At 41.5% G+C, this 21,725-nt stretch carries 18 protein-coding genes and 1 riboswitch; of the genes, 6 read left to right on the plus strand and 12 right to left on the minus strand.

All coding sequences use genetic code 11. The annotated features are described in order from the left end of the window. Positions 1 to 473 precede the first annotated feature (473 nt). Entirely contained in the window at positions 474 to 1,355 is an 882-nt protein-coding gene (locus ACZ45G_RS01955) for a histone H1-like repetitive region-containing protein (protein WP_464174950.1), read from the minus strand. Positions 1,356 to 1,998: 643 nt separating this feature from the next. On the opposite strand from ACZ45G_RS01955, the gene ACZ45G_RS01960 reads away from it, so the two are divergent. Continuing rightward, on the plus strand, positions 1,999 to 2,937 hold the full coding sequence (locus tag ACZ45G_RS01960; RefSeq protein ID WP_464174951.1) for an ATP-NAD kinase family protein: 939 nt from the start codon (positions 1,999 to 2,001) through the stop codon (positions 2,935 to 2,937). Between the two features lie 901 nt (positions 2,938 to 3,838). Here ACZ45G_RS01960 and ACZ45G_RS01965 read toward each other — a convergent pair. From ACZ45G_RS01965 to ACZ45G_RS01980, 4 genes are read right to left on the minus strand one after another with little or no spacing between them, the layout of a single operon-like run. After that, the gene (locus tag ACZ45G_RS01965) at positions 3,839 to 4,654 is read right to left on the minus strand and encodes an outer membrane protein (RefSeq protein WP_464174952.1); all 816 of its coding nucleotides are present in this window, start codon (positions 4,652 to 4,654) and stop codon (positions 3,839 to 3,841) included. Positions 4,655 to 4,691: 37 nt separating this feature from the next. Next, positions 4,692 to 5,525: a hypothetical protein gene (locus tag ACZ45G_RS01970; protein WP_464174954.1), complete on the minus strand. Its 834-nt coding sequence runs from the start codon at positions 5,523 to 5,525 to the stop codon at positions 4,692 to 4,694. Positions 5,526 to 5,544: 19 nt separating this feature from the next. Beyond that, positions 5,545 to 5,853 (minus strand): hypothetical protein, encoded by a 309-nt coding sequence (locus ACZ45G_RS01975; RefSeq protein WP_464174956.1) that lies wholly within the window; start codon positions 5,851 to 5,853, stop codon positions 5,545 to 5,547. Positions 5,854 to 5,857: 4 nt separating this feature from the next. Beyond that, positions 5,858 to 6,721 (minus strand): mechanosensitive ion channel family protein, encoded by an 864-nt coding sequence (locus tag ACZ45G_RS01980; RefSeq protein ID WP_464174958.1) that lies wholly within the window; start codon positions 6,719 to 6,721, stop codon positions 5,858 to 5,860. 202 nt (positions 6,722 to 6,923) lie between these two features. On the opposite strand from ACZ45G_RS01980, the gene ACZ45G_RS01985 reads away from it, so the two are divergent. Then, positions 6,924 to 7,880, plus strand: coding sequence for a LysR family transcriptional regulator (locus ACZ45G_RS01985; RefSeq protein WP_464174959.1), 957 nt, complete (start codon positions 6,924 to 6,926; stop codon positions 7,878 to 7,880). 606 nt (positions 7,881 to 8,486) lie between these two features. Continuing rightward, positions 8,487 to 10,241, plus strand: coding sequence for an arylsulfatase (locus ACZ45G_RS01990; protein WP_464174961.1), 1,755 nt, complete (start codon positions 8,487 to 8,489; stop codon positions 10,239 to 10,241). Between the two features lie 640 nt (positions 10,242 to 10,881). Here the strand turns inward: ACZ45G_RS01990 and ACZ45G_RS01995 are convergent. Continuing rightward, positions 10,882 to 11,463 (minus strand): hypothetical protein, encoded by a 582-nt coding sequence (locus ACZ45G_RS01995; protein ID WP_464174962.1) that lies wholly within the window; start codon positions 11,461 to 11,463, stop codon positions 10,882 to 10,884. Positions 11,464 to 11,589: 126 nt separating this feature from the next. On the opposite strand from ACZ45G_RS01995, the gene ACZ45G_RS02000 reads away from it, so the two are divergent. Further along, positions 11,590 to 12,078, plus strand: coding sequence for a transposase (locus ACZ45G_RS02000; RefSeq protein ID WP_464174963.1), 489 nt, complete (start codon positions 11,590 to 11,592; stop codon positions 12,076 to 12,078). Continuing rightward, positions 12,075 to 13,157, plus strand: a complete 1,083-nt coding sequence (locus ACZ45G_RS02005; RefSeq protein ID WP_464174964.1) for an IS3 family transposase — start codon at positions 12,075 to 12,077, stop codon at positions 13,155 to 13,157. Before ACZ45G_RS02000 ends, ACZ45G_RS02005 begins: the two co-directional genes overlap by 4 nt. Positions 13,158 to 13,290: 133 nt before the next feature. Here the strand turns inward: ACZ45G_RS02005 and ACZ45G_RS02010 are convergent, their stop codons facing one another. The 6 genes from ACZ45G_RS02010 to ACZ45G_RS02035 form a co-directional block, all read right to left on the minus strand. After that, positions 13,291 to 13,665: a hypothetical protein gene (locus tag ACZ45G_RS02010; protein ID WP_464174966.1), complete on the minus strand. Its 375-nt coding sequence runs from the start codon at positions 13,663 to 13,665 to the stop codon at positions 13,291 to 13,293. 98 nt (positions 13,666 to 13,763) lie between these two features. Beyond that, positions 13,764 to 13,976, minus strand: a complete 213-nt coding sequence (locus ACZ45G_RS02015) for a hypothetical protein (RefSeq protein ID WP_464174967.1) — start codon at positions 13,974 to 13,976, stop codon at positions 13,764 to 13,766. Between the two features lie 747 nt (positions 13,977 to 14,723). Further along, positions 14,724 to 16,775: a methyl-accepting chemotaxis protein gene (locus ACZ45G_RS02020; RefSeq protein WP_464174968.1), complete on the minus strand. Its 2,052-nt coding sequence runs from the start codon at positions 16,773 to 16,775 to the stop codon at positions 14,724 to 14,726. A gap of 272 nt (positions 16,776 to 17,047) precedes the next feature. Next, positions 17,048 to 17,125, minus strand: a riboswitch (cyclic di-GMP riboswitch). A 652-nt stretch (positions 17,126 to 17,777) separates the two neighbouring features. Then, positions 17,778 to 18,026, minus strand: a complete 249-nt coding sequence (locus tag ACZ45G_RS02025) for an RNA recognition motif domain-containing protein (RefSeq protein WP_464174969.1) — start codon at positions 18,024 to 18,026, stop codon at positions 17,778 to 17,780. Positions 18,027 to 18,257: 231 nt separating this feature from the next. Beyond that, the gene (locus ACZ45G_RS02030; protein ID WP_464174970.1) at positions 18,258 to 18,686 is read right to left on the minus strand and encodes a GNAT family N-acetyltransferase; all 429 of its coding nucleotides are present in this window, start codon (positions 18,684 to 18,686) and stop codon (positions 18,258 to 18,260) included. A gap of 770 nt (positions 18,687 to 19,456) precedes the next feature. After that, positions 19,457 to 20,083: a lipid-binding SYLF domain-containing protein gene (locus tag ACZ45G_RS02035; protein WP_464174972.1), complete on the minus strand. Its 627-nt coding sequence runs from the start codon at positions 20,081 to 20,083 to the stop codon at positions 19,457 to 19,459. Between the two features lie 493 nt (positions 20,084 to 20,576). Between ACZ45G_RS02035 and ACZ45G_RS02040 the strand changes: the two genes are divergently transcribed. Continuing rightward, a complete protein-coding gene (locus ACZ45G_RS02040) occupies positions 20,577 to 21,542 on the plus strand; it encodes a carbon-nitrogen hydrolase family protein (protein ID WP_464174974.1) in 966 nt (321 codons plus the stop codon). Positions 21,543 to 21,725 lie beyond the last annotated feature (183 nt).

A 21,725-nucleotide genomic window follows, 5' to 3' on the forward strand; every position in this document is an offset into this window, starting at 1 on the left:
GCCTTGTATACAATATGCAGGGGTTCCCATATTTTGTCTGGATTGAGTCCTTAAAATACCAGTGAGCGCCGTTGGATTCCAGCCGAAACCCCATATAGATATACACATGTGTCGCTCAATTTTTAATTTAAAAATCTTTAAAAATAAGAAATATTGGACTATTGATTTTGAATACAAATTGTCGCTGCATGATTTCTGGTACCCATAAGTACCGGAAAACCAATTAAACGCCCGTTGGATATATGCTTACAGCGACTGTAAATAGACATATTCTGGGGGCTTCTTTTCTTTTAAAATTTTACTGAAAATCGAATTTTTCCTGCACATAAAAATCAAAGAAAGCGCACAAAAAGGGGACAGAACTATTTTCTCATTCATTCCCACCCGGTCACAAATAAGGATTGCCCTCAATAAATAAACCTGTCCCCCTTTTCATTTTTTCAGTCCCTTTTTCAGAGATGAGGATCAGTTCCTTATTTTTTCCGTTTCTGCTTAGGCGTCCGTTTTTGCTTGGGTTTCCGCTTCTGCTGTTTTTTTTCCCCAGTTTTTTTAGCTGGAGTCGTTTCTTTTTTTACTGGGGTCTTTTTAGATGGCGCTTCCTCCCCTTGCTCAAGGGAAGCCTTCTCAGCTGCTGCCTTATCAGCTGCTGCCTTCTCAGCTGCTTCTTTTTCAGCTGCTTCTTTCTCGGCCGCTACTTTCTTAGCTGCTTTTTTATCAGCTGCTACTTTCTTAGCCGCTTTTTTCTCGGCCGCTACTTTCTTAGCTGCTTCTTTATCAGCCGCTGCCTTCTCAGCCGCTGCTTTATCAGCCGCTGCTTTATCAGCCGCTGCCTTATCAGCCGCTGCCTTCTCAGCCGCTGCTTTATCAGCCGCTGCCTTCTCAGCCGCTGCCTTCTCAGCCGCTGCCTTCTCAGCCGCTGCCTTATCAGCCGCTGCCTTCTCAGCCGCTGCCTTCTCAGCCGCTGCCTTCTCAGCCGCTGCCTTATCAGCTGCTGCCTTATCAGCTGCTGCCTTATCAGCCGCTGCCTTCTCAGCCGCTGCCTTCTCAGCCGCTGCCTTCTCAGCCGCTGCCTTCTCAGCCGCTGCCTTCTCAGCCGCTGCCTTCTCAGTCGCTGCCTTCTCAGCCGCTGCCTTCTCAGCCGCTGCCTTCTCAGCTGCTACTTTCTCAGCTGCTACTTTCTTTCCCCTTTCCCAAAATTTCAAAAGATCACGTTTTAGATAGATTATGGTCGCTCCGGACAAAACCAATACAACAGGGACAATCCCGAGTATAACCATAACAAAACTTTTAAGAAAAATAGAAAAGCTGACTATACCTATCAGGATAGCAACGGAACCACCGACCAGTTTTTTCATCGTTCAGACTCCTTTAATCAAACGGCCTTTCAATCATGTATCTAACACAATTGATTATTTAAAATAATTTTCGAAATTGCAGCCTGATGCTTAAAGCAAGCTCATTTTGCAATTGTGAAATATGCATAAAATATTTCTGTGTTTATTTAAAATCACACCATCTTGTCAAGGAATAGATTGAAATACAATCTTTTTTAAGCTGATTTTAATTTTTTTCTGATTGTGGTTGGAGGAAATATGTGAAGTCATGATTGTAAGCACCTGACGCGCTTTTTACCAGTGTTCTCAAACCCCACAATAATGGTATCTATGGAGACGAGCCAAATCAAACAAATTACCGAGCGCTTCTTTCATCAGTCCGGGATTTTTTGATATATTTTGATAAAAATAACCATAGATACCTTGTTTTTTGTACAAAATAGATTCATTCCTGAACAGGTGAAAGGATAAATATGGGCAAAAAAAAATAAGACATAAAAAAACAGGAAAAGGATCGGAACCGCGAGGAGTTCATCTCATGTGCCATAGTTCCGTTTTATAAAAAAGGGTATCGAGGTGTCACCGTGCCCGGGCCCTGGCCGGCCTGAAAGAAAGCAGGTCTGGCAAAGACCCGAAGGAAAAAGACCCCCAGGAAAAAGAAGGGGTGCTCATCCTGACCCCACCGGGATCAATGGGGGAAACCATTGCCCGGGCAGCAGGATTTTCCCCCCAGGTGGTGGACATGCCTCCGGCAGCCAAGACCGGGGAAGATACCATTGCAGCCGCCAGAAAGATCCAGGCCCTTGGGGCGGATTTTCTCCTCTTTGTGGGGGGGGGGGACGGTACTGCCCGTGATGTTTGTGCGGCCCTGGGGGAAAGTCTTCCGGTAATTGGTATTCCCGCCGGTGTCAAAATCCATTCCCCGGTCTTTGCCACCACTCCTGAAACAGCCGGAGAGCTGGCTCAATTATTTTTGGACAACACCTCCTGCCGGGTCTGTGAACAGGAGGTGTTGGACATAGACGAGGATGCCTATCGCAAGGGTCGGGTCAGCACAACGCTTTACGGGTATCTTAAGATGCCCGATGAGGGGCGGCGGATTCAGAACTGCAAATCAGGCACTCCCTTAAGCCAGAAGGCCTCCCAGAATCTTATTTCCCTGGACATGATCGATGCCATGGAAGAGGATATTTTTTACCTGGTGGGACCCGGATCCACCACCCGGCCGATTCTGTCCAACCTGAACCTTGCCCACAGTCTTTTGGGGGTGGATGTGGTTCAAAACCGGCAGCTTGTCAAAAAAGATGCTTCGGAAAAGCAGATCCTTGAGATCATAAAAGACCATCCGGTTAAGATTATCATTACCCCCATTGGCGGCCAGGGCTACCTCTTTGGCCGGGGGAACCACCAGATCAGCCCAAAGATTATCCAGCGGGCCGGAAAAGAGAACATTCGGGTGGGGGCCACCCTGGAAAAAATCGGCAGCCTCAGGGGAGAACCGTTTCTCGTGGATACCGGTGACCCAGAGACAGACCGGATGCTCAAAGGCTATATCCGGGTGGTCACCGGGTATCGTCAGGAAATGATTTATCCGATTGTATAATTTGGTTGTATAATTAGGTTGTCCAAGCCGGGTTCTGAAATCTTCTTGCCGGTGAAGCACGATGGGCGTTTTCCTTTACAGCAGATAAAACCTGAAAAAGCCTTGTATACAATATGTAGGGGTTCCCATATTTTGTCTGGATTGAGTCCTTAAAATACCAGTGAGCGCCGTTGGATTCCAGCCGAAACCCATATAAATAGACAATATAGTCGCCCTGGAGTATGATTTTTTCAGCCTTGGATTGTTAAGATTATCTCTGGTATTTTTAACAGTTTACAGCCGATGCGTTTTTATTGTTCTAATCAAATATTATTTTCTCTAAATTGACCCGACCTCAAGTATCATCAAATAAAAATTCCAATAATGGAACAACCATACGACAAAATTGCTCCTTCATAAAAAAAGTGTAATCATTCCCCTGCTTTCTTGGAATTGGTGTATTGATAAAAAAACCGGGAATTATAGATCGGGACTAATAAAAATGGATACAGCTGTAAAAAATAAAACACATAAGTCTCCAAACTTTTCATTTCTTTCTGAACACAGCACTCTTCTATCCCAATGCGCTGTACAGGCAGAACAGTATGTCTTTGATGATCCTAATACATCATTGATCAAGTTACGTCAGTTCGGTGAATTATTGGCCTAGGAGGTGGCTACCAGGACAAGTATTGATGTATTTCCAGAGGACAATGCCATAATCGTTTTAAGAAAGCTGGAAGATACAATATTCTTACACCCAAGGCTTCCCAGTTATTTCACAGTTTAAGAAAGACAGGCAATAAAGCAGTTCATCTGGTTACAGGTGTTGAAGTTTTAGATCAACCATTTGTCGCAAAAGGGGTTTTAATCCTCATGGTTCCTCCTTATTCTATATGAACTGGGTCCTTTTGAGATGGGTCTAAAATTTAAAAATCAAACCGATTATGGGGCCATGGGTAACGGTGTCATAGGCAAAATAACCCGGTGTTTTTTTATTTCCGTTTTCATAATCCACCCACAACGCTTTATACTGGATATCCAAAATAATATGCTCTGTGATATCGTACATCACCCCCAGGTTTCCCAAGGCCGTGAAATCCGACCCTAACCCAAATCCCCCGATATCGCCCCGGACAAAAAAAGTCCAGTCCCGGGCCAAGTCAAAATAGGCACGCATTCCGATAAACGGGTCAATCCAGGTTTCCTTTTGCTGGGTGGAAACAGAACCGGGCCATATGGCAGGATCAAGGGTAAGGGATATCTTATTGTACCAACTGCGGCCACCTATTAAGAAATCAATCTTTCCGGCATTGATCAGGGTACGTCGGAAAAGAAAAAGTTCCATAACTTTTTGTTTGACACCGGCGGTGATGATTCCGTCCCTGGGGCCAGAATTTTTATTTTCCAAATCCATGAGAGCGTAATCAAAGGCAAGCCCCCAGTTTTTATAAAGGCCCTCCATGTGGAACATGATACCAAACTCAAGGTTTTCAAAGATATCACCGGTGTCTAAATCCACGCTCACACCGGTTGCCCGTCCCACGGATGCATCACCGTTAATGCTGGTGAACATAAGATAGGGTTCAAATAAGAACTGGAAGTCACTTTTTGTTTTCCCGCCTGTTGTCTCCTGGGAATAGGCAATACTGGCAAACAGGATGCAAAAAACAGCCACTGCCACAAATGAAAACCATCTTATCCGGCCTAAAATGTTAATATAATTTTTAATTATCAATTGAATCTCCTATAAATAGAATTAAAATCAGTCCCAATTATTTAGGGAATAATAGTTTAAACATAATCTGAAGGGTCCAATCCGCTGCATATTCCGGCTTTTCCGCATACCAAAACGCTTGTGCTTTCACATCCGTTATCTGGTCCCCGATTTTGAACAGCCTGCCTGCCCCTCCGCCAAAGGGGATGGTCCAGCGATTACTGTTATTCGCCTCCCAATCAGCTGTCAGGGTGGGGGTTGACGTGAGATACCAGCCATTGGACAGATTGTAGTTTATAAAATACTGAAACACAAACTGATTGACATCGGGTTCATTGCTTGGCCCTGCATAAGACCATACATTCTGGGCCAACACTCCCAGGACCCAAGAGCCAGGCATGGTTAATACCAGGGCAGCTGGTCCTGCAGACCATTTACCCGATCCCAGGCGATCGTCGGTATGGGTGGGGAATACCAGGGATGGCCCCACCCCCCAGATGATTTTTCCGGGTTTAGCAGGGGTGAAAAATCCCTGATAATTAAAATCTCCCAGTCCAAATTCGCTGCCCTCGCCCAGGAATCGTTCCCCCTGGTAGATGATGGGAAGAATGCCCCGGTGGACCAGGTTCCATTCCCCAAGACTCACCGGATAGATGGGTTTTATGTTCAGCACATTGGTGGCGGCATTTTCCGGTCCCACACCAAAGTTGGTGTTGTTTTCAAAGGGAAGGCTGATAATGCTGGATACGGGGTTCTGCGACTGTTTGGCCATATCAGCGGCATTGTCGGCATGGGAAAAACCTGCTGCCAAAATTAATCCCATAATTGCCAGGAGAGTTATGAGGGCAATATCCCTGATATAGTCAGTCGCTAATTTTTTGATTGCAATCATGTAAATATATTCCTATTCATTATTTTTTATTAAATGTTTCCGATTTTCCTGTTACATAATAGGCGACTTGTCTGTCAGAATCATCCACCACTGTGATATTGACAAGTTCATCCGGGCTGATATCACTGGATTCAGCTTTGGTTGCCATAAAAAGTTTCCATGCATACCGCCATGTGGTAACATCAGAATCCAAGAGACTGTCATCAAGACCAGGAGAGTATTCAGTGACCAGTTTTGAATCAATCTGTTTTTGATACCTCACCCGAAACCCCTTGGGTTTTTCAATCCAGTCCTTGGCAATTATTTTTAATCCCTGTGTTAGCTTCATAAAATTACTCCTCTTTCTCTTCCGGCTCAGTGGAATCGTTCTTGGTTATTCGTGCACTCACATCACCTATTTTATGGTTTCCATAATGGTAAATATTCAATTGTGGGTAAGCAAATAGAATTTTTTCATTGTCAAATCTGAATTTGGTTTTTTCCATTAATTCACATTTGGCCACCCAATATTTGGCGTTGTTCACCCAGCAGCGCCCACCGATATCCACACCGTTCGGAGACAGCTTTAACACATATACCTGGGGTGCAGGCTTTGGGAGAACCCTCGGGTCTGCCGTCATGATTGCTTCCAGAACCTGTTTTGCCTTTGCAAGATCCTGGTCATAACGGATACTGACATCAACTTTAATTCGTCTGGTTTCAGTGAATTGGTAATTGATGACAATATCATCTAAGATCTTACGGTTTGGGACGAAAAAAGTTTTTCCGTCAAAGGTGCGAAGCCTTGTGTTAAGAAGCGTTGTCGCCTCTACTTTACCCAGAAGATCTCCTGTTTTAACTGTATGTCCTACTTTAAAGGGCAGGGTGGGGATTAAAGGACGAAAAATCACGATAACGCCAATAGCCCCAAGGACGATAATCATTATGAATGCAATTAAAGGCCCTGGTTTCGCACCTACCTCCATGGCAGCGGTTATTATAACAATTGCCAAAAAAATGATCCCTATGCTGTTTGAGATAATTGAGATAGTAGCAGCATTTTTTGTAACTTTTGCAAGCAGCGTTTTTAAATTTTTGACAGCCCATTTTGTGAGAAAAAGTCCGACAACAAGAACAATCAAGGCGATAATCAATTCAGGCCCGTGATTTTGCATCAACTTGCCCAATTCTTGTAGCTTTGAAACCTGTTCGGTCATACTAACATCCTCCTTTTAAGAAAAATATTACAACCCAATGGTCAAATTTTTTTTAAGCAATTTTTTTGTATTTAAACGAGTATCCTTCTGATGTTTACGATAAAATATATCGCTTCTTTTGACATAATTCAATTGCATTTTTATTATTAAGACGATAGCATATAGTTATCCGTTCTTGTTTTCTGAGTAGGTATTTTTTTTTATGAATATTACAATTAGACACCTAAGACAACTTCAAGCGATTTATAACCATGGCAGTTTTGCTAACGCCGCTAAAGAACTTAACATATCTCAGCCGGCACTAAGCAGATCAATTTCCACCTTGGAAGGAATTTTGGACGTCAAACTATTTGATCGATCAAAAATTAAAAATCGCCCCACGGCCTTTGGGCATCATATGATAGAAAAAGGGTTACCGATAATTCGGCAGATGTCCCTTCTTGAACGTAATATAGAACTGATAAAAAATATGGAATTGGGAAATTTGTCCATTGGCGTGGGGTCTTTTGGGGCAAAATTGATGCTTGGTGGTGTTATGGAAAAACTGTGTTCTAATTTTCCCCAAATAAACCTTAATCTATTTATAGATGCTGCACCGCTGGTCATAAAAAAATTAGAAAATTATGATTTAGAAATGGCTTTGGTAGACTTACGGATAGCAAGCAAGATAGCTTCATTAGATGAAATGAAGGTCTTTCCCTTAAATATACATCCATGCTATTTTTTTTGTCGAACCACACATCCAATATTGAAACAAAAAAAAATTACTATGAAAAAAATCATAGAGTACTCTCTATCTACTGTATGGCTACCTGACTTTGCTTATTTAGGAATAGCTCAAGAAGCCAAACTTGCTGACAATACTGCATTAAAAATAAAAAATCGAGCCATCCAATGTGAGGATTGGGACATTTTATTTAAGGTTATTGCGAACGGAAATAGCATTGGTTTGTCACCGCTACCAGTTCTCATGAACAGTCATCTTTCGAGTCAATTTGTCACATTATCCCCAAGCTTTGACGGATGCTCTCTAAATCTAGGTATTCTCGTTAAAAAAGATATGTCGTACTCACCTGTAATGAAAAAATTTCAACAATATTTGATTGAAGAAGATCAAATATTATTTGAAATGGCAAAAAACTATGATGGAAATATATAGCGTTATTGACTGGGTAAGTTTTCTGCTTTCGCAAAGCTCTTAAACTTGTTCAGCGCATCAACCTGCTATAGATGCCGGAGGGTAATTGTCATAACCAAAAGTGATCAATTGTATGCAAAACTTGCAATGGACAAATGCCTGAATAGTTTTTATTATTAATCTTATTCTATAGAAAGATTATTGTGAGTGACCATTGATAATTATTTTTTTCGTTATTTCCAATGCTTACTTAACCCGTGGGAAGAATACGACGAATTCTGGATGAAAAATTTTTCCACAAATAATGCTGTCAATTTGTACGGTACTGATGCCCATCTTCCAGTTTTGTCACAAACTGACTGAATTTGAGTTCCAGGTTGACTTTTATAGTCCCTGAGTATGTTTGAATCATTTGGTATTGAAATGTCTGTAATTGAATCATCACAACAGGTGATGATTCTGTGAAATAGCCTTACTGATAAAGGAAACAAAGATGAAACGAAACTAATTTTTGACAACCGTCCTATTGGTAAATATGGCATGTTGTGCCTCCTTGGTGTTTGCCAGTGGCGGCGGGCCGGCTATAGGGAAAGGAAAAGAGAGACTAATTCAAGGAGACAAAAAATCATGAAAAAACTAATCTGTTTTGCTTTAACCGCAGTGTTTTTGTTAGGCTGCAATCATTTATCAGAGACCAATAAACTTTCAGACACAAAGAAACCCGCACAAAAAAAACCTAATATTTTATTGCTTGTCGGTGATGACACTGCATTTGCAGACATAGGTGCTTTTGGATCAGAGGTTAAAACACCAAATATGGATAAACTTGCCGATAAAGGTATTCGGTTTACAAACTTTCATGTCTCACCTGTTTGTTCTGTTACAAGATCAATGCTTTTAACCGGTAATAACAGTATTGAAGTGGGTTTAGGTGCATTTGATTATTCTGTATATCCTCCAACCAGAGGGAAAAAAGGATATGAAACTTATTTGACGGATGCTGCTGTAACTATTTCTGAACTTCTCAATGATGAGGGGTATGAAGTATACAAGTCTGGGAAGTGGCACCTAGGAGGCGAGAAACCGGGCAGTAAAGGACCTTTAGGATGGGGATTCACTAAAGAGTTTGGTATTTATTCCGGTGGTTCAAATCACTGGAATAATTTAGCAATGACACCAGATTTCAAAGATCCAAATGGACTTAATGTGAAACGTGTAGAAGAATGGACCCTGAACGGTGAGCCATACGATAGACCAGAGGGAATTTATTCTGGTGAAATATATACAAATCAAATGTTAGAGTTTATAAAAGATGGCGTGAAAAAAGATAAACCCTGGTTTGCATATATGGCGTTTACTACGGCACATTTCCCTGTTCAAGCTCCTGAAGATTTAATTATGAAATATTATCCTAAATATTTAGAATTAGGTTATGCGGGATTAAAAAAAGCAAGATACAAGAGCCTGAAAGAACACGGATTGATTTCCCATGAAGCAACAGAAGCACCATTTAATAATTTGACAAAAAAATGGGAAAGCCTTTCTCAAAAAGATAAAGAAAAGCAAGCAAAAATAATGGCTACCTATGCAGCAATGATTGAAGACCAAGATTACAGAATAGGTCAAATCCTGGACTATCTTAAAACCGCTGGTCAGTTAGATAATACATTGATTGTATATGTAACAGATAATGGTCCAGAAGGGTTAGAGCCTACAAATCCAAACACAGGTAACCCAGAATTGGCAGAATGGATTGAAAAACAATTCGATTCTTCCTTTGAAGCTATTGGTACAGCTAATTCCGAAAATGTAATTGGTACTTCCTGGGCAAATGCTGCTACAGGTGGATTACAATGGTGGAAATGGTTTGTTGGAGAAGGTGGGATTAGAGTTCCAATGATATTAGTTCCTCCTGGTGCATTTAATTCAAAATATGCCCGTTCTGGTGAAATATCTAACGCCGTATCCTATGTAAAAGATATTCCAATGACTATTCTGGAATATGCAAATGTGAAACACCCAATGACTGAATATAAAGGCAGAAATATTGTACCCCCCAGTGGAATAAGTATGAAACCATTTCTAGATGGAAAATCAGAAGTAGTAAGAACAGAAAACGATTGGTGGGCTTTCGAACTGTTTGGAAATGGATATGTTATGCAAGGAGAATTAAAAGCCATGAAAGTTAGAACTGGAATGTTCGGTGATGGAGAGTGGCACTTGTATAATGTGGTTTCAGACCCTTCTGAATCTAAGCCGTTAGAACAGGAAAACCCAGATAAATTAAAAGAGATGATTGCATTATATGAATCATATACGGCCAAAAATAATATTATGGAAGTAGATAAAGACTGGAGTGCATTTAAAGGAGCAAGTGAATAAAGAATAGGAAATTCAATAATCAGTGGGGGCCGCCAGCTTGATTTATAGTCGGGCTGTGAGGAGGCTCCCATACAATATAGCCATGCTTGTCTCAAGGGGTTTCCTACAAGTTGGGAAAACCCTTGTTTTACTTGGTGATCCCACGGGGAATCGAACCCCGGTTTCCGGCGTGAGAATCCGTGGTCCTAAGGGTTGACTACTGTCTATAATCTTGGCCCTTCAGGATTCAAGATTTCCCCCAGATTATTCCTGTCAGTCCAAACTTAATTTAAAATCTTTCAAACCAAAACATAGAGGCTTTTTTCGAATCTCAAAAGTCAATGATACTTGCATGATTTTGCTCTAAATTTTCAGTTGAAAAAAGTTTCCAATTGTTTTGGTATCCTTAAGAAATCCGGCATCCAAATACTCAAGATAAGGATACTAATCATTGAGTCGCAAAAATAGAAAAACTCAATTTTTTATTAATTACCGGCCTTTCCGGAAACCCTCACCAGGGCGGTAATTACTGTATTAAATTGACTTTTTAATTCTTACTTGAGCCGACAAAATTGGAGCGAAACACAGGCTGTTTTCTACCTCAATTGATAAGTTATACTTTGTACAGTCCAATGGGTGTAAATCAACCCCGTTGTAGTAATCATGCTGCTGCCATCTCCTCAATCCGATTATCCCAAAATTCTTCCCACCAGCCATTCGCTCTTAAGATGCGTAAGGAAAATATTGGATTTATAGAATCACTTCGCCAGCTTGCTCCCGGTATTTTTAACCGTTTTTGGGGGATTGATTTATGAGCACTTTCTATTTCCCCAGATCCGATTGGATAGCCTTTTGATTTAAATTTATTGTAATCCAGTGCATCTTTAAAACGCTTGATGTATCCAATTAACCGGGTTCGTCGATGAATCGGATCCTTTTTGTTCTCAACTTCAAACTCTTTTAGCACCTCGTCAACGTTTCCATTTGCAACTGCTTTGAGTCGTGGATTAACCCAGTCAGAACGGTTCTCCTGTTTTATTCCGAGGGCTTCTGCAGTGTCATATAAATGATCACGGAAATGGGATTTATCCAATATAAATTGCATAGAGGGGAATTGCTTTTTCAGTTCTTCGCTGAGCCCTTTGCCACCGTCTGCGACTCCGACAATCTCTGTTTTTTGAGTCATGCCGATTAAAACGCCAGCGCTATGCATTTGACTGACAACAGTTTGGTATGAATCCATTTTGCCTGCAAATATTTTGGTTTCTGAATCTAATGGCCTTACAAAGCCTAATCGAACATCACCCCCTGTGTCAGGATAGATGTCGCCTCAATTGAAAATCAAACCCGGGGGCATTGAGGTGATTTTATGGTATACCCGATTCAAACAAAAGAGGCTGTGATAAAAAAAGTACTGATGGGTGGTAAACCTCATCATGAAATAGCAAGCGAAGCCGGTATCGGCCGGTCCACCTTGACTTACTGGCTTAAAAACCACAAAAAAAACGGAATCGAAAATTTGACTGACAAAGAAAAACGCCCCCAGGACTGGTCTGTAGAACAACGACTGAATGCTTTGATGGAAACAGGTGCCATGCCGGAAGGGGAGCGTGTTTCCTGGTGCCGTAAAAAAGGGATCTTTTCTCATCACCTTGAACAATGGAAAAAAGACATCCTCTCCTTGTTAACCCCGAACAAGGCCTCCCTTAGAGTCAAAGGGACTGCCCGGTTAAAGAAGGAGAATGCTGCTCTGAAAAAAGAGTTGAACCGCAAGGATAAAGCACTTGCCGAGACGGCAGCCCTGCTGGTTCTTAAAAAAAAAGCAAACTTTATCTGGGGGGATCCCAGGGACGATTGATCAGTGAAGGCGACAAAAAGACGGCGTTGATGCTGACCCAGGAGGCCTGTAAGGCTGGTGCACGAAAGCATCTGGCAGCAGAACTTCTGGGGCTGCCGCTTCGAACGGTGCAACGTTGGGAAAAGCATGGCTTTAATGATCACCGCAAAGGCTCCCGGGCTGTGCCTGGGAACAAGATATCCCAAAAAGAGAGGACACAAATCATGGATGTGCTGACATCCTCAGAATTTGGGGATTTCAATCCCCACCAAATTGTTCCCAAACTTGCAGATCAGGGCATCTATCTGGGCTCAGAAGCCACTATGTACAGAATTTTGAGAGAGCAGAAAATGAACAAACACCGCCTCTCAAGCAAGGCAGGAGCCCGCAAACGACCGGAGGCTTACATTGCCACAGGCCCCAATCAGGTATGGTCCTGGGATATCACATATTTACCGGCCCGGGTAAAAGGGCGTTTTTTCTACCTTTATATGATCATGGACGTCTACAGCCGCAAAGCAGTGGGATACCAGGTCTATGATTGTGAATCTGGAGAGCTGGCAGCCGCTCTGATTACAGACACCTGCCATCAAGAAAAAGTGCAAAAGAATCAGCTGGTTCTGCATTCTGATAACGGCGGGCCAATGAAAGCCTTTACCATGCTTGCAAAACTGGAGTCCCTGGGGGTAGCTCCATCGTTCAGCAGACCCAGGATCAGCAACGACAACCCTTATTCTGAGTCGCTGTTCCGGACCATGAAATATCGGCCGGAATACCCGGAACATCCCTTTGACGACTTGAACAGTGCCCGAAAATGGGCAGAAAAATTTTCCCAATGGTACAACAATGAGCATCTTCATAGCGGTATTGGCTTTGTAACCCCAGTAGACAGACATGACCGAAAAGATATTGAAATCCTTGAAAAACGTCATCAGGTCTATCTGGAGGCAAAGGCTTCTCACCCGGAACGCTGGACCGGGACTTCAAGAAATTGGAAGCACATTGGTGAAGTGGCTTTAAACAAGAGGAACAATTCACCAGGAAAAACAACTGATGGGAAAGAAACCGCAGATATTGTCTTTGCGGACCAGAAGACTTGATTTTATCTATAAAAGAGCAACAGTTTCTCATGGCCGAGAATGGGCATCCAAAAAAAACCCGTCGGAGGTCATGAGAAGGTGTTGCGGTAAGCACGATATTTTTTCTATGTTTAGGCGACAACTTGCTTGACATCTACCGATCACGCCACTTGATTATTTTAGCTTTTTTAGGATTCTTGCGGATCGGGGTTGTCTCTTTTTCCCCTTCAGCAGGAATAAGTTTTGCCGTGCGGATTTCACAACCGTCAAGTTCAAGCAGCATTTTTTCCAAACCAGAATCCTCGTGCGCAAAATCAACATTTGAAAACTTGTTTTCTATGAATTCCATTGCCTGATGGGCTATATCTTTGGTTGATCTGGCCACTGCGCTTGGTCCAATATCATAATAGTAGTGATCTTTGAATCGGATAACTGCATTTGCAAAAGACTCCTCAATTCCAAAATCGCTTAATGCCCTGTTTACAGCCTCACTTCGGCTATTATGGTAGATCTTCATATCATCAATCAAGGGTTTGGATGAACTCCCTTGGAGCCATAAATATGGGGATAAAATTTTAAGCTTCCCAAAGATTGTATTGAATATCACAGTTGGATTCTTGTGGATTATCAATCCTTTCCGGCGTTTTTTTTTACTATCTCGTCTCGGGTTTCCTCTATAACCTGTTTGCAGGTTTTCAAGCCAACATCTTTGATTATATCAGCGATATCACGATCGATAGTCATTGCCCTTTGGGCCAAGTTTCTTTCTTTTGATAATATTTCTCCGGCTAATTTTTTGCTGACCTCATCAATGATCTTTTGGTAGGCGTCTTTTTCCATGGAGGACTCCTTATGTTATAGGGGTTTATTGTCCCCTAACATAAAGAAATGCGATTGTCTACTAAATTTCAGTCCGATTACTACAACGGCCATGATTTACACCCCAGTCCAATGTTTGAAAACCATTCAATTGCGTCCTTAATTGAGATAAAAAAACGTTGATCAATTACATCAGCATCCAAATGTTGGTAATATCGATTACTTTGATATTATTTTTAATTCGCTTTCACCAATAATTGTTGATTCATATCGTTGATTATTTTCCATACACCAAATCATGAAATCTGCAATAATTTTTTTTGTTTCCGGAGTGCCCAACTCCCATTCAGTTGCATCAATAAGAACTCCCCAAGGTGAAGTGTTTAACTTTGCAGTAAGGGTTTTAAAAACTTCAACATACTCTCTTGCTGTATCCTCGTTCCAAGCGCCTATAACATTAATTCAACAACACGCCCGACTATCTTTATTTCAAACTCACCGTGATGTTTCATCTCAATCCTTTTTAACGTTTAGCAGTGACATAAAAAGTTTATTTACAGCATCGTGAAAAATTTTTGATAAGTACAAGTCAACTCTATCCCTTAAAGGACAGTCGTCAGTTGAGTCTGTGTTCTTTGATCAATCTATTTAGATATTTCATCCTCTTAGCAAATAAGCCTGGGTCTCAGGATTCCGGAATCCTGAGACCCAGGCTGAATCAGCACAGTCTTTATATCGGATATAAATCATCCTGTAAAAATAATAGGATCAGATTTTAAAAGTACCCAAGATTTCTTTTAGTTTTCCGGCCAGATCGGCCAAATTAGCGGCATTGCCGTTGACCTGGCTGCTGCTATTACTCATCTCTTCGGCCGAAACATTGACATGGGCAATCTCGCTGGCAATCTCGCTGGAGGCAACAGAAACCTGGCTCATGTTTTCACCTACTTCAATGACGCCCTGGGAAGCATTACCGATATTGCCGGAGATTTCCGAAGTTGCAATGGATTGTTCTTCAACCGCCGAAGCAATTGTGGTCACGATGTCATTAACATCAACAATGACCCTGGCAACGTCCTGGATCTCTAACACGCTGCTCTGAGCAATTGATTGGACTCCATCGATTTTCTTCTTGATCTCTTTGGTGGCCTCTGCAGTCTGCCGGGCCAGGTCCTTGATCTCCGAGGCCACCACGGCAAACCCCTTGCCTGCCTCTCCTGCTCTGGCAGCCTCAATGGTGGCGTTAAGAGCCAAAAGATTGGTCTGTTCGGAAATATCATTAATGGTTTCAGTTACATTACCGATTTCAAGGGCAGCCCTACCCAGTTCAGTCATGTGATCTTTGGCACTGTCCGTTTTTGAAACCGCCTCTCCTGCAATGGATCTGGCCTTTTCAGAATTGCCTGCAATCTCATTGATGGTGGCATTCATCTCTTCGGTGGCCGAGGCAACCATGGTGATGTTGGTCGAGGCCTCTTCCATGGCTGCAGCCACCGAATTAATATTGGTATTCATTTCCTCGGTGGCTGCGGCCACCGATCTGGATTTTTCCGAAGTATCATCAGCCCCTGTGGCCAGTCCTCCTGCGAGGTCTGCCAGGGAGCCCGAAGCTTTGTCAACGGAATCTGTATCCTTTGAAATAACAGTAAGCAGGCCCTGGAGTTTTTCCATGAAAAGGTTAAAAGCCCTGGCCAGGTCACCCAGTTCATCATGGGATGTGACCTTCAGTCGTTTGGTTGTATCACCCTCACCCTGGACAATGTCGTTGAGGCCAGCCAGTACCTGTTTCACAGGATTTACGATAACCGCATCTGCAATATAAAAAATAGCCACAAAGAGAAGAATCATGGTGATCAAACCGATGATGATGCTGATGTTTCTCTGGGATCTGGCATTGGCCATGATTTCATCAACAGGAACCCCCACGGATATGTTCCATGCACCCCCGGTACGGCCCAGGTTCACAGGGGCAAAAACAAACTGAATGGCCTTTCCGATTTTTGCCGAAGTGAGGACTTCAACGGCCTCCTCTCCCCTGGTAATGGCTGCTAAGGTCGGGGAAGAAACAATTTCCTTTATGTTTTTTCCAACCATCTCAGGAATTGGATGGGCCACAATGGCGCCGGTGTCAGTAACAAGAAAGCCATAACCGCTCTCATAGGCCTTGATTCCCAAAACAAGCTCCCGCATCTTGTCCATGGAAAAATCAGCACCAACCACCCCAACCACACGGCCATCATGTTTTATGGGTATACAGGCACTTACCACTGTAACATCCTTGCCACCGATCTCATAGGTAACCGGCTCCATGACCACCTCCTTACCCGTTGACATGGGTTTGGTATAATAGGTGCCGTTTTCATAATCTACACAGGGCTCAATATGCATACCTCCCACCCGGTTCCAATAGGGAATAAACCTGCCTGTATCATCATGGCCTTTTTGCCCTGCAAATTCTTTGTCCCTGCCATCCAAGGCATTAGGCTCCCAGACTGTCCAGATACCAAGGAATTCCGGATTATCTTCAAGAATCTGCCTGAGCATGATGTTGAGAACCTCCCTTTCAGGCACCTGACCATGCTGCTTGAATCCGGCCAGGGCTTGGGCCACGGTCCTTGCCGAATCTATGGCTCTCTCCATTTCAAGCTGGACCTGGGCCCCGAAATGACGGGTCATGGCCATGGTTTTCTCCAATGCTTCCTCTTTGGATGACTTATAAGCCTTGGTGCTGATTACCGAAATGGAAATCGCCAAAGATATAAAAAGGATGCTGCAGATCGAAAGCAACAGCTTTCCCTTTAAACCAATTTTTTTTTGCATTTTTTCCTCCAAATCATTTTCATTAGTCAATATCCGCCAGGCCACAAAAAACTATTTCTGTATTCTTCCAGATATCGCTATTTTAATATTTTTTACTATATCAATCAGATTCTATGTGTATTTTTTTTATTTAATTCAGATCGGCTCGGTTACCATGATTGGCAATTCGTTTTAAATGTCATTTGCGGATATTCCAATTCTAATATTTATGAACAAAAAAAACGGGCACCTTTTTAAGGTAACCCGGTTGCATTTATGAAATTATATTTTCTGTTTGCAACTCGGCTATCTTTTTCAAAAGACCCGTGGCTTTCCGTCCCTACCTTGCGATAGGTTTGGCTATAAAAATGTGTGGAATTGTATACTTTTTCAAGTGGTTGTCAATATCTTTCGATTTTTTATACATAGAGATAGAACATTCTTCGTTCCATTGATACCTGGCCCCCAAAAAAGATCAATGAAAATAAAGTGTCTCACTCGTTTTTAATCAAGCCAGAAACTCAAACATACTGTTATTATGGGAAAGCGACTCCCACTAAAATTTTAATGATGTATTGTTCTGGTATCATAAACTATTCCAAGCGTTGAATACTTCAGCTTTGGATACTTATTATTGAGCCGGATCAACCGGCCCATTAACGTCTATATATTTATCAACTGTAATCTTGAAGAATGCCCGGCCATGAAGCCATTGGCTCATATAATTGAATAAAAAATTCAAGACAGGAAAAGCCCTCTATACCATATGTGGGGGTGCCCAAATTTCGTCTGGACTGTGCCCTATGAATACAAGTCGTGACCGGCTGTATTTTGATACCAGGCAGTATTGCCAAAAGAAGTCAACGCCTTTGGGTGGAAGGCTTGTGGCGACCATAGATAGACACATTGTGGGGTCTTCGTTTCCTTAAAAAATTTTGAAAATGAACGCCACGCTCAACTGCACAAAAAAGTGGAGGCCGTTTTTTTGGCCGGAGCTTTTTTGTGTCAGATTGCAGCGTGGCGTTATGCATTTCTATCTTCAGCTTCCTTAACACGTATTTTATTGTTGCCGATAGTTTTGTTGTTTAGATTTTTGATTGCGGATTTTGCTTCGTCTGACTTTGGCATCTCAATGAAACCAAAACCTTTAGACTTGCCACTATCTCGGTCGATTACCAAGTTGCAAGATTGAACTGCACCGAACTTTTGGAACAAACCTTTCAGCTCTTCTTCTGTAGTTAATCGATCTAAGTTACGTATTAATAATTTCATATATATTCCGATCGGTAATTATTTATTAAGGATAAGATTTGGTCTATTTGCATAACTGCAAATAACCGGTGAAATCCAGTTCATTTTTCTTGTTTACATTTCTCAAGCATAGCTTAACACATCCTCCAGTTTTACGGGGAAGAATCATTGTTGGTAATATTTCAAAATATGCTTAATTTGGCTTCCAGTTTTATGGGATAGGATAAAAAATCAAGTCGGCCCCGATTCACATTAATAATCCAAAATCATTACCTTAGGGAAACAATCTTTACCATATTTAGAACAGCCATCACACCGGAATTTTTTTGGTACATCATCAAGATCAATAACTTCCACAAACCCAAATTTTGACCAATAAGTAGGGACTTTCGCTTGAATCATTATCCTTTTGGCCCCTAAACCCCGTATTTCTTTTTTAATCAGTTGAAATAAGGACTTTCCGATTCCCTGCCCTTTATAATCATCATCCACAGCAACAGAAAAAGAATATTCACCATCTTGAAGCATGACTTCTGCTCCGCCGATTAGCGTGTTAAATGTTTCAACCGAATATCCCTTGAAAATCTCAACGCCATTTTTATTATTCTCTAATCCCTGAGTTTCAAAAATTTTTTCAATTTTAGGATATTCATCTGGTTCAGCCTTTCTTATTTTAAACATATCATTAATTTTTTTACTCTGCTTTTTTAGTAAACAACCTGTGGCTTGTCAAAATGTCATCATGCCACAATATCACCGCAATGAAAACTTTCCAAAATTTAATATTAACATTAAAATAACGTTACCCCAAACTTACAAAAACGAACGTTAAGCGGCCACCACACCGCAAAAAAAATGCTTCGATGTCCGGCTTCAACTTATTTGTTGGACAAACTCAATTTATCGGGAGAGTTTGGCACAATATTTTCCCTTGGGTAAAAGCAACTTTTCTCTCTCCGTCCGCCCGTCAGGGCTTAATCCAAGCAAGGATTATACAGATCTGGATAACCCACCAATTTGAATGTTATCCGACCTGAAAAGATTAAAAAGTTTGATCCGTAAATCAATATCAGTGTTTCAAATTTGTGTAAATAGCTATTCAATTATATAGGATAGGCCAAAAGCAAATGAACCAATTTCCCGTTAAATTATATTGGAGTATCCAGCAGTTCAAACCCTGGAAAATATTTTTATGAAATCTGCTAAAATGTGATCTATATATTTATCAAATTGAATATGAAAATATTATCGAGAATGATACGTTTGATTTATATAATGGAGTTGAAATTTTCGGGCAGGTACTAATTATGATACGACATAAATAATTTAGAATTATTTTTAAAACATACTTAGTACCCAAACAAAAACCGCCAATTCCCTTGATCATTGCCTTGAACTCAACTTTTATATGAAAGGTCTTCTCCTTCTAATGTACCACGAGCAAACGAGTATCAATTCAAATCGTCATTTTTGTAGTATTTAGTGCCTTTCCCAGTGAGTTCAAGGGCGAGCCCGTCGTCTGTAAGCTGGTATAACAAAATATCCACATCTACTGCAATCGCCCCAGCAAGATCGCCTCCCTGACTGCCGGACTTGGCCGCAGCCGTTCCCTGACCGCCAAGCTCCCATCCTGAATTGATAAAACCATTCAAACTCTTTTTGCTTTTAAATACCCAGACCTGTCTAAACTTCTTCACCCCCATACCAATTCCTACCTGGGCTTCGATCATCTTCATAAAGGTGTCTTTTTTAGTGGATTTGTCGACCACCACTCCCTTCCCTGAACCGCCACCGAATAAGAAAATCTTCATACCGAAATTGCTAAATACAGCATAGCCAGCCGATGCCTCCACGTTTTTTTTGGAGGCTGGCTGTTCCTTGTATAGCCTGGCCAGAGTTTCTTTTGCCATTTTACGAATTTCCGTCTGTTGTTCTTGTTTAGATGGATCTTTCGCCAGAGCAATGCCGCTAATCGCAACACTTATTCCAAAAGTCATAAGTAGAAATGCTATAATTGCGCCACATCTGAGTCTCCGAATGCTTATGTTCTGTTTTGACATAATTTTTCGTTTCATCATACATTGTCCTTTTCTCTTAAGATTTTGGTTCATAAATGAATATTTCCATCATTGATGGGAGTTGAGGCTTAAAACCCTTAACAGGATTTTCATTTTGCGTATAAAGTGGAGAAGCTTTTAGTATATAGACCTAATACCTCGGATATCCCGTCCAATTTCGACAATTTTAGATCTACAACTAATTGTGATGTAATACAAATGAATTTTTAAAAAAAATTCCATTATATGAGGAAAGACATCATCAAATAAATCAAAATGCCATTCAACATAATTGGAGACAAGGCTCCTCAGATGAAACTCAAGAATACTGCATGATTGGCATCAGTTTTAATCCAGATTTTCGGTGATGTATTGTTTTGGTATCCATGATAATTTCGATGGCTGAATACTCCACCTTTGGAGAATAATCCTTGACCTCAAAAAATACTTCCATATTATATGAAAAAGTTGCTTAACTTAGTATCCAAAATATCGGGGAGGATCAAATAGGGACATGGTAGGAAATAATATAAAAGTCGGTATCGCACAGATTGCACCGGTATGGCTAAACAGGGATCTAACTCTAAAAAAGATCCTTAAATATACAGAATTGGCTGGAAATGAGGGTTGTCAGTTGGTTACTTTCGGAGAAGCATTACTTCCTGGTTATCCCTTCTGGATTGAACGAACCAATGGTGCTGAATTCAATTCCAAAGTCCAAAAGGATCTTCATGCCCATTATATAGATCAGTCCGTCGATATTGATGCCGGTGATCTTGACCCTCTTTGTGAAGCTGCATCAAAAAGCAATATCGCTGTTTATCTTGGTTGTATTGATAAGGCTGCTGACCGGGGAAGACACAGTCTTTATTGTACAATGGTTTATATTGACCCTAAGAAAGGCATCCAATCTGTGCACCGAAAACTGATGCCCACTTACGAAGAGAGGTTGACATGGGCCCCTGGTGATGGTCATGGGTTAAGGGTTCACAAATTAGGAGCATTTACTATTGGTGGGTTGAATTGCTGGGAAAATTGGATGCCATTGGCAAGAGCTTCACTCTATGCCCAGGGAGAAGATCTTCATGTCGCTCTATGGCCAGGTGGGATACATAACACATCTGATATCACCAGGTTCATCGCAAGAGAATCCAGATCTTATATAATTTCAGCCTCAGCAATCATGCGGCCCAAAGATTTCCCCCAAACCACACCTCATCTTGATAAAATTTTATCTAACAGCACAGGTTTTTTGGCCAATGGTGGTTCCTGTATTGCTGGACCTGACGGCGAATGGGTAGTTGAGCCAAATATTGAAGAAGAAAAATTAATTACCGCTGAAATTGATCATCAGCGTGTCAGAGCAGAAAGACAAAATTTTGACCCGGTTGGCCATTATTCTCGGCCGGATGTACTTGAATTAAAGTTGAATCGAACCCGCCAGACGGCAATCCAGATTTTTGAATCATTTGATAAATAAAAAAGACAGGTAGGTGGCCAGGAGAAATATCCCTGGTGGAGGAAAGGCTAATACATAAATAACCTTACAGTGCTGGTTTGATTCGGGCAGTTCTCTATCCCTTCATCCAAAGAATTCACAATTGGATTGGTATCCTAAACTATTCGAGGCTTCGAATACTCCACCTTCGGATACTTATTGTTG

The sequence above is a fragment of the Desulfoconvexum algidum genome (assembly GCF_055382125.1).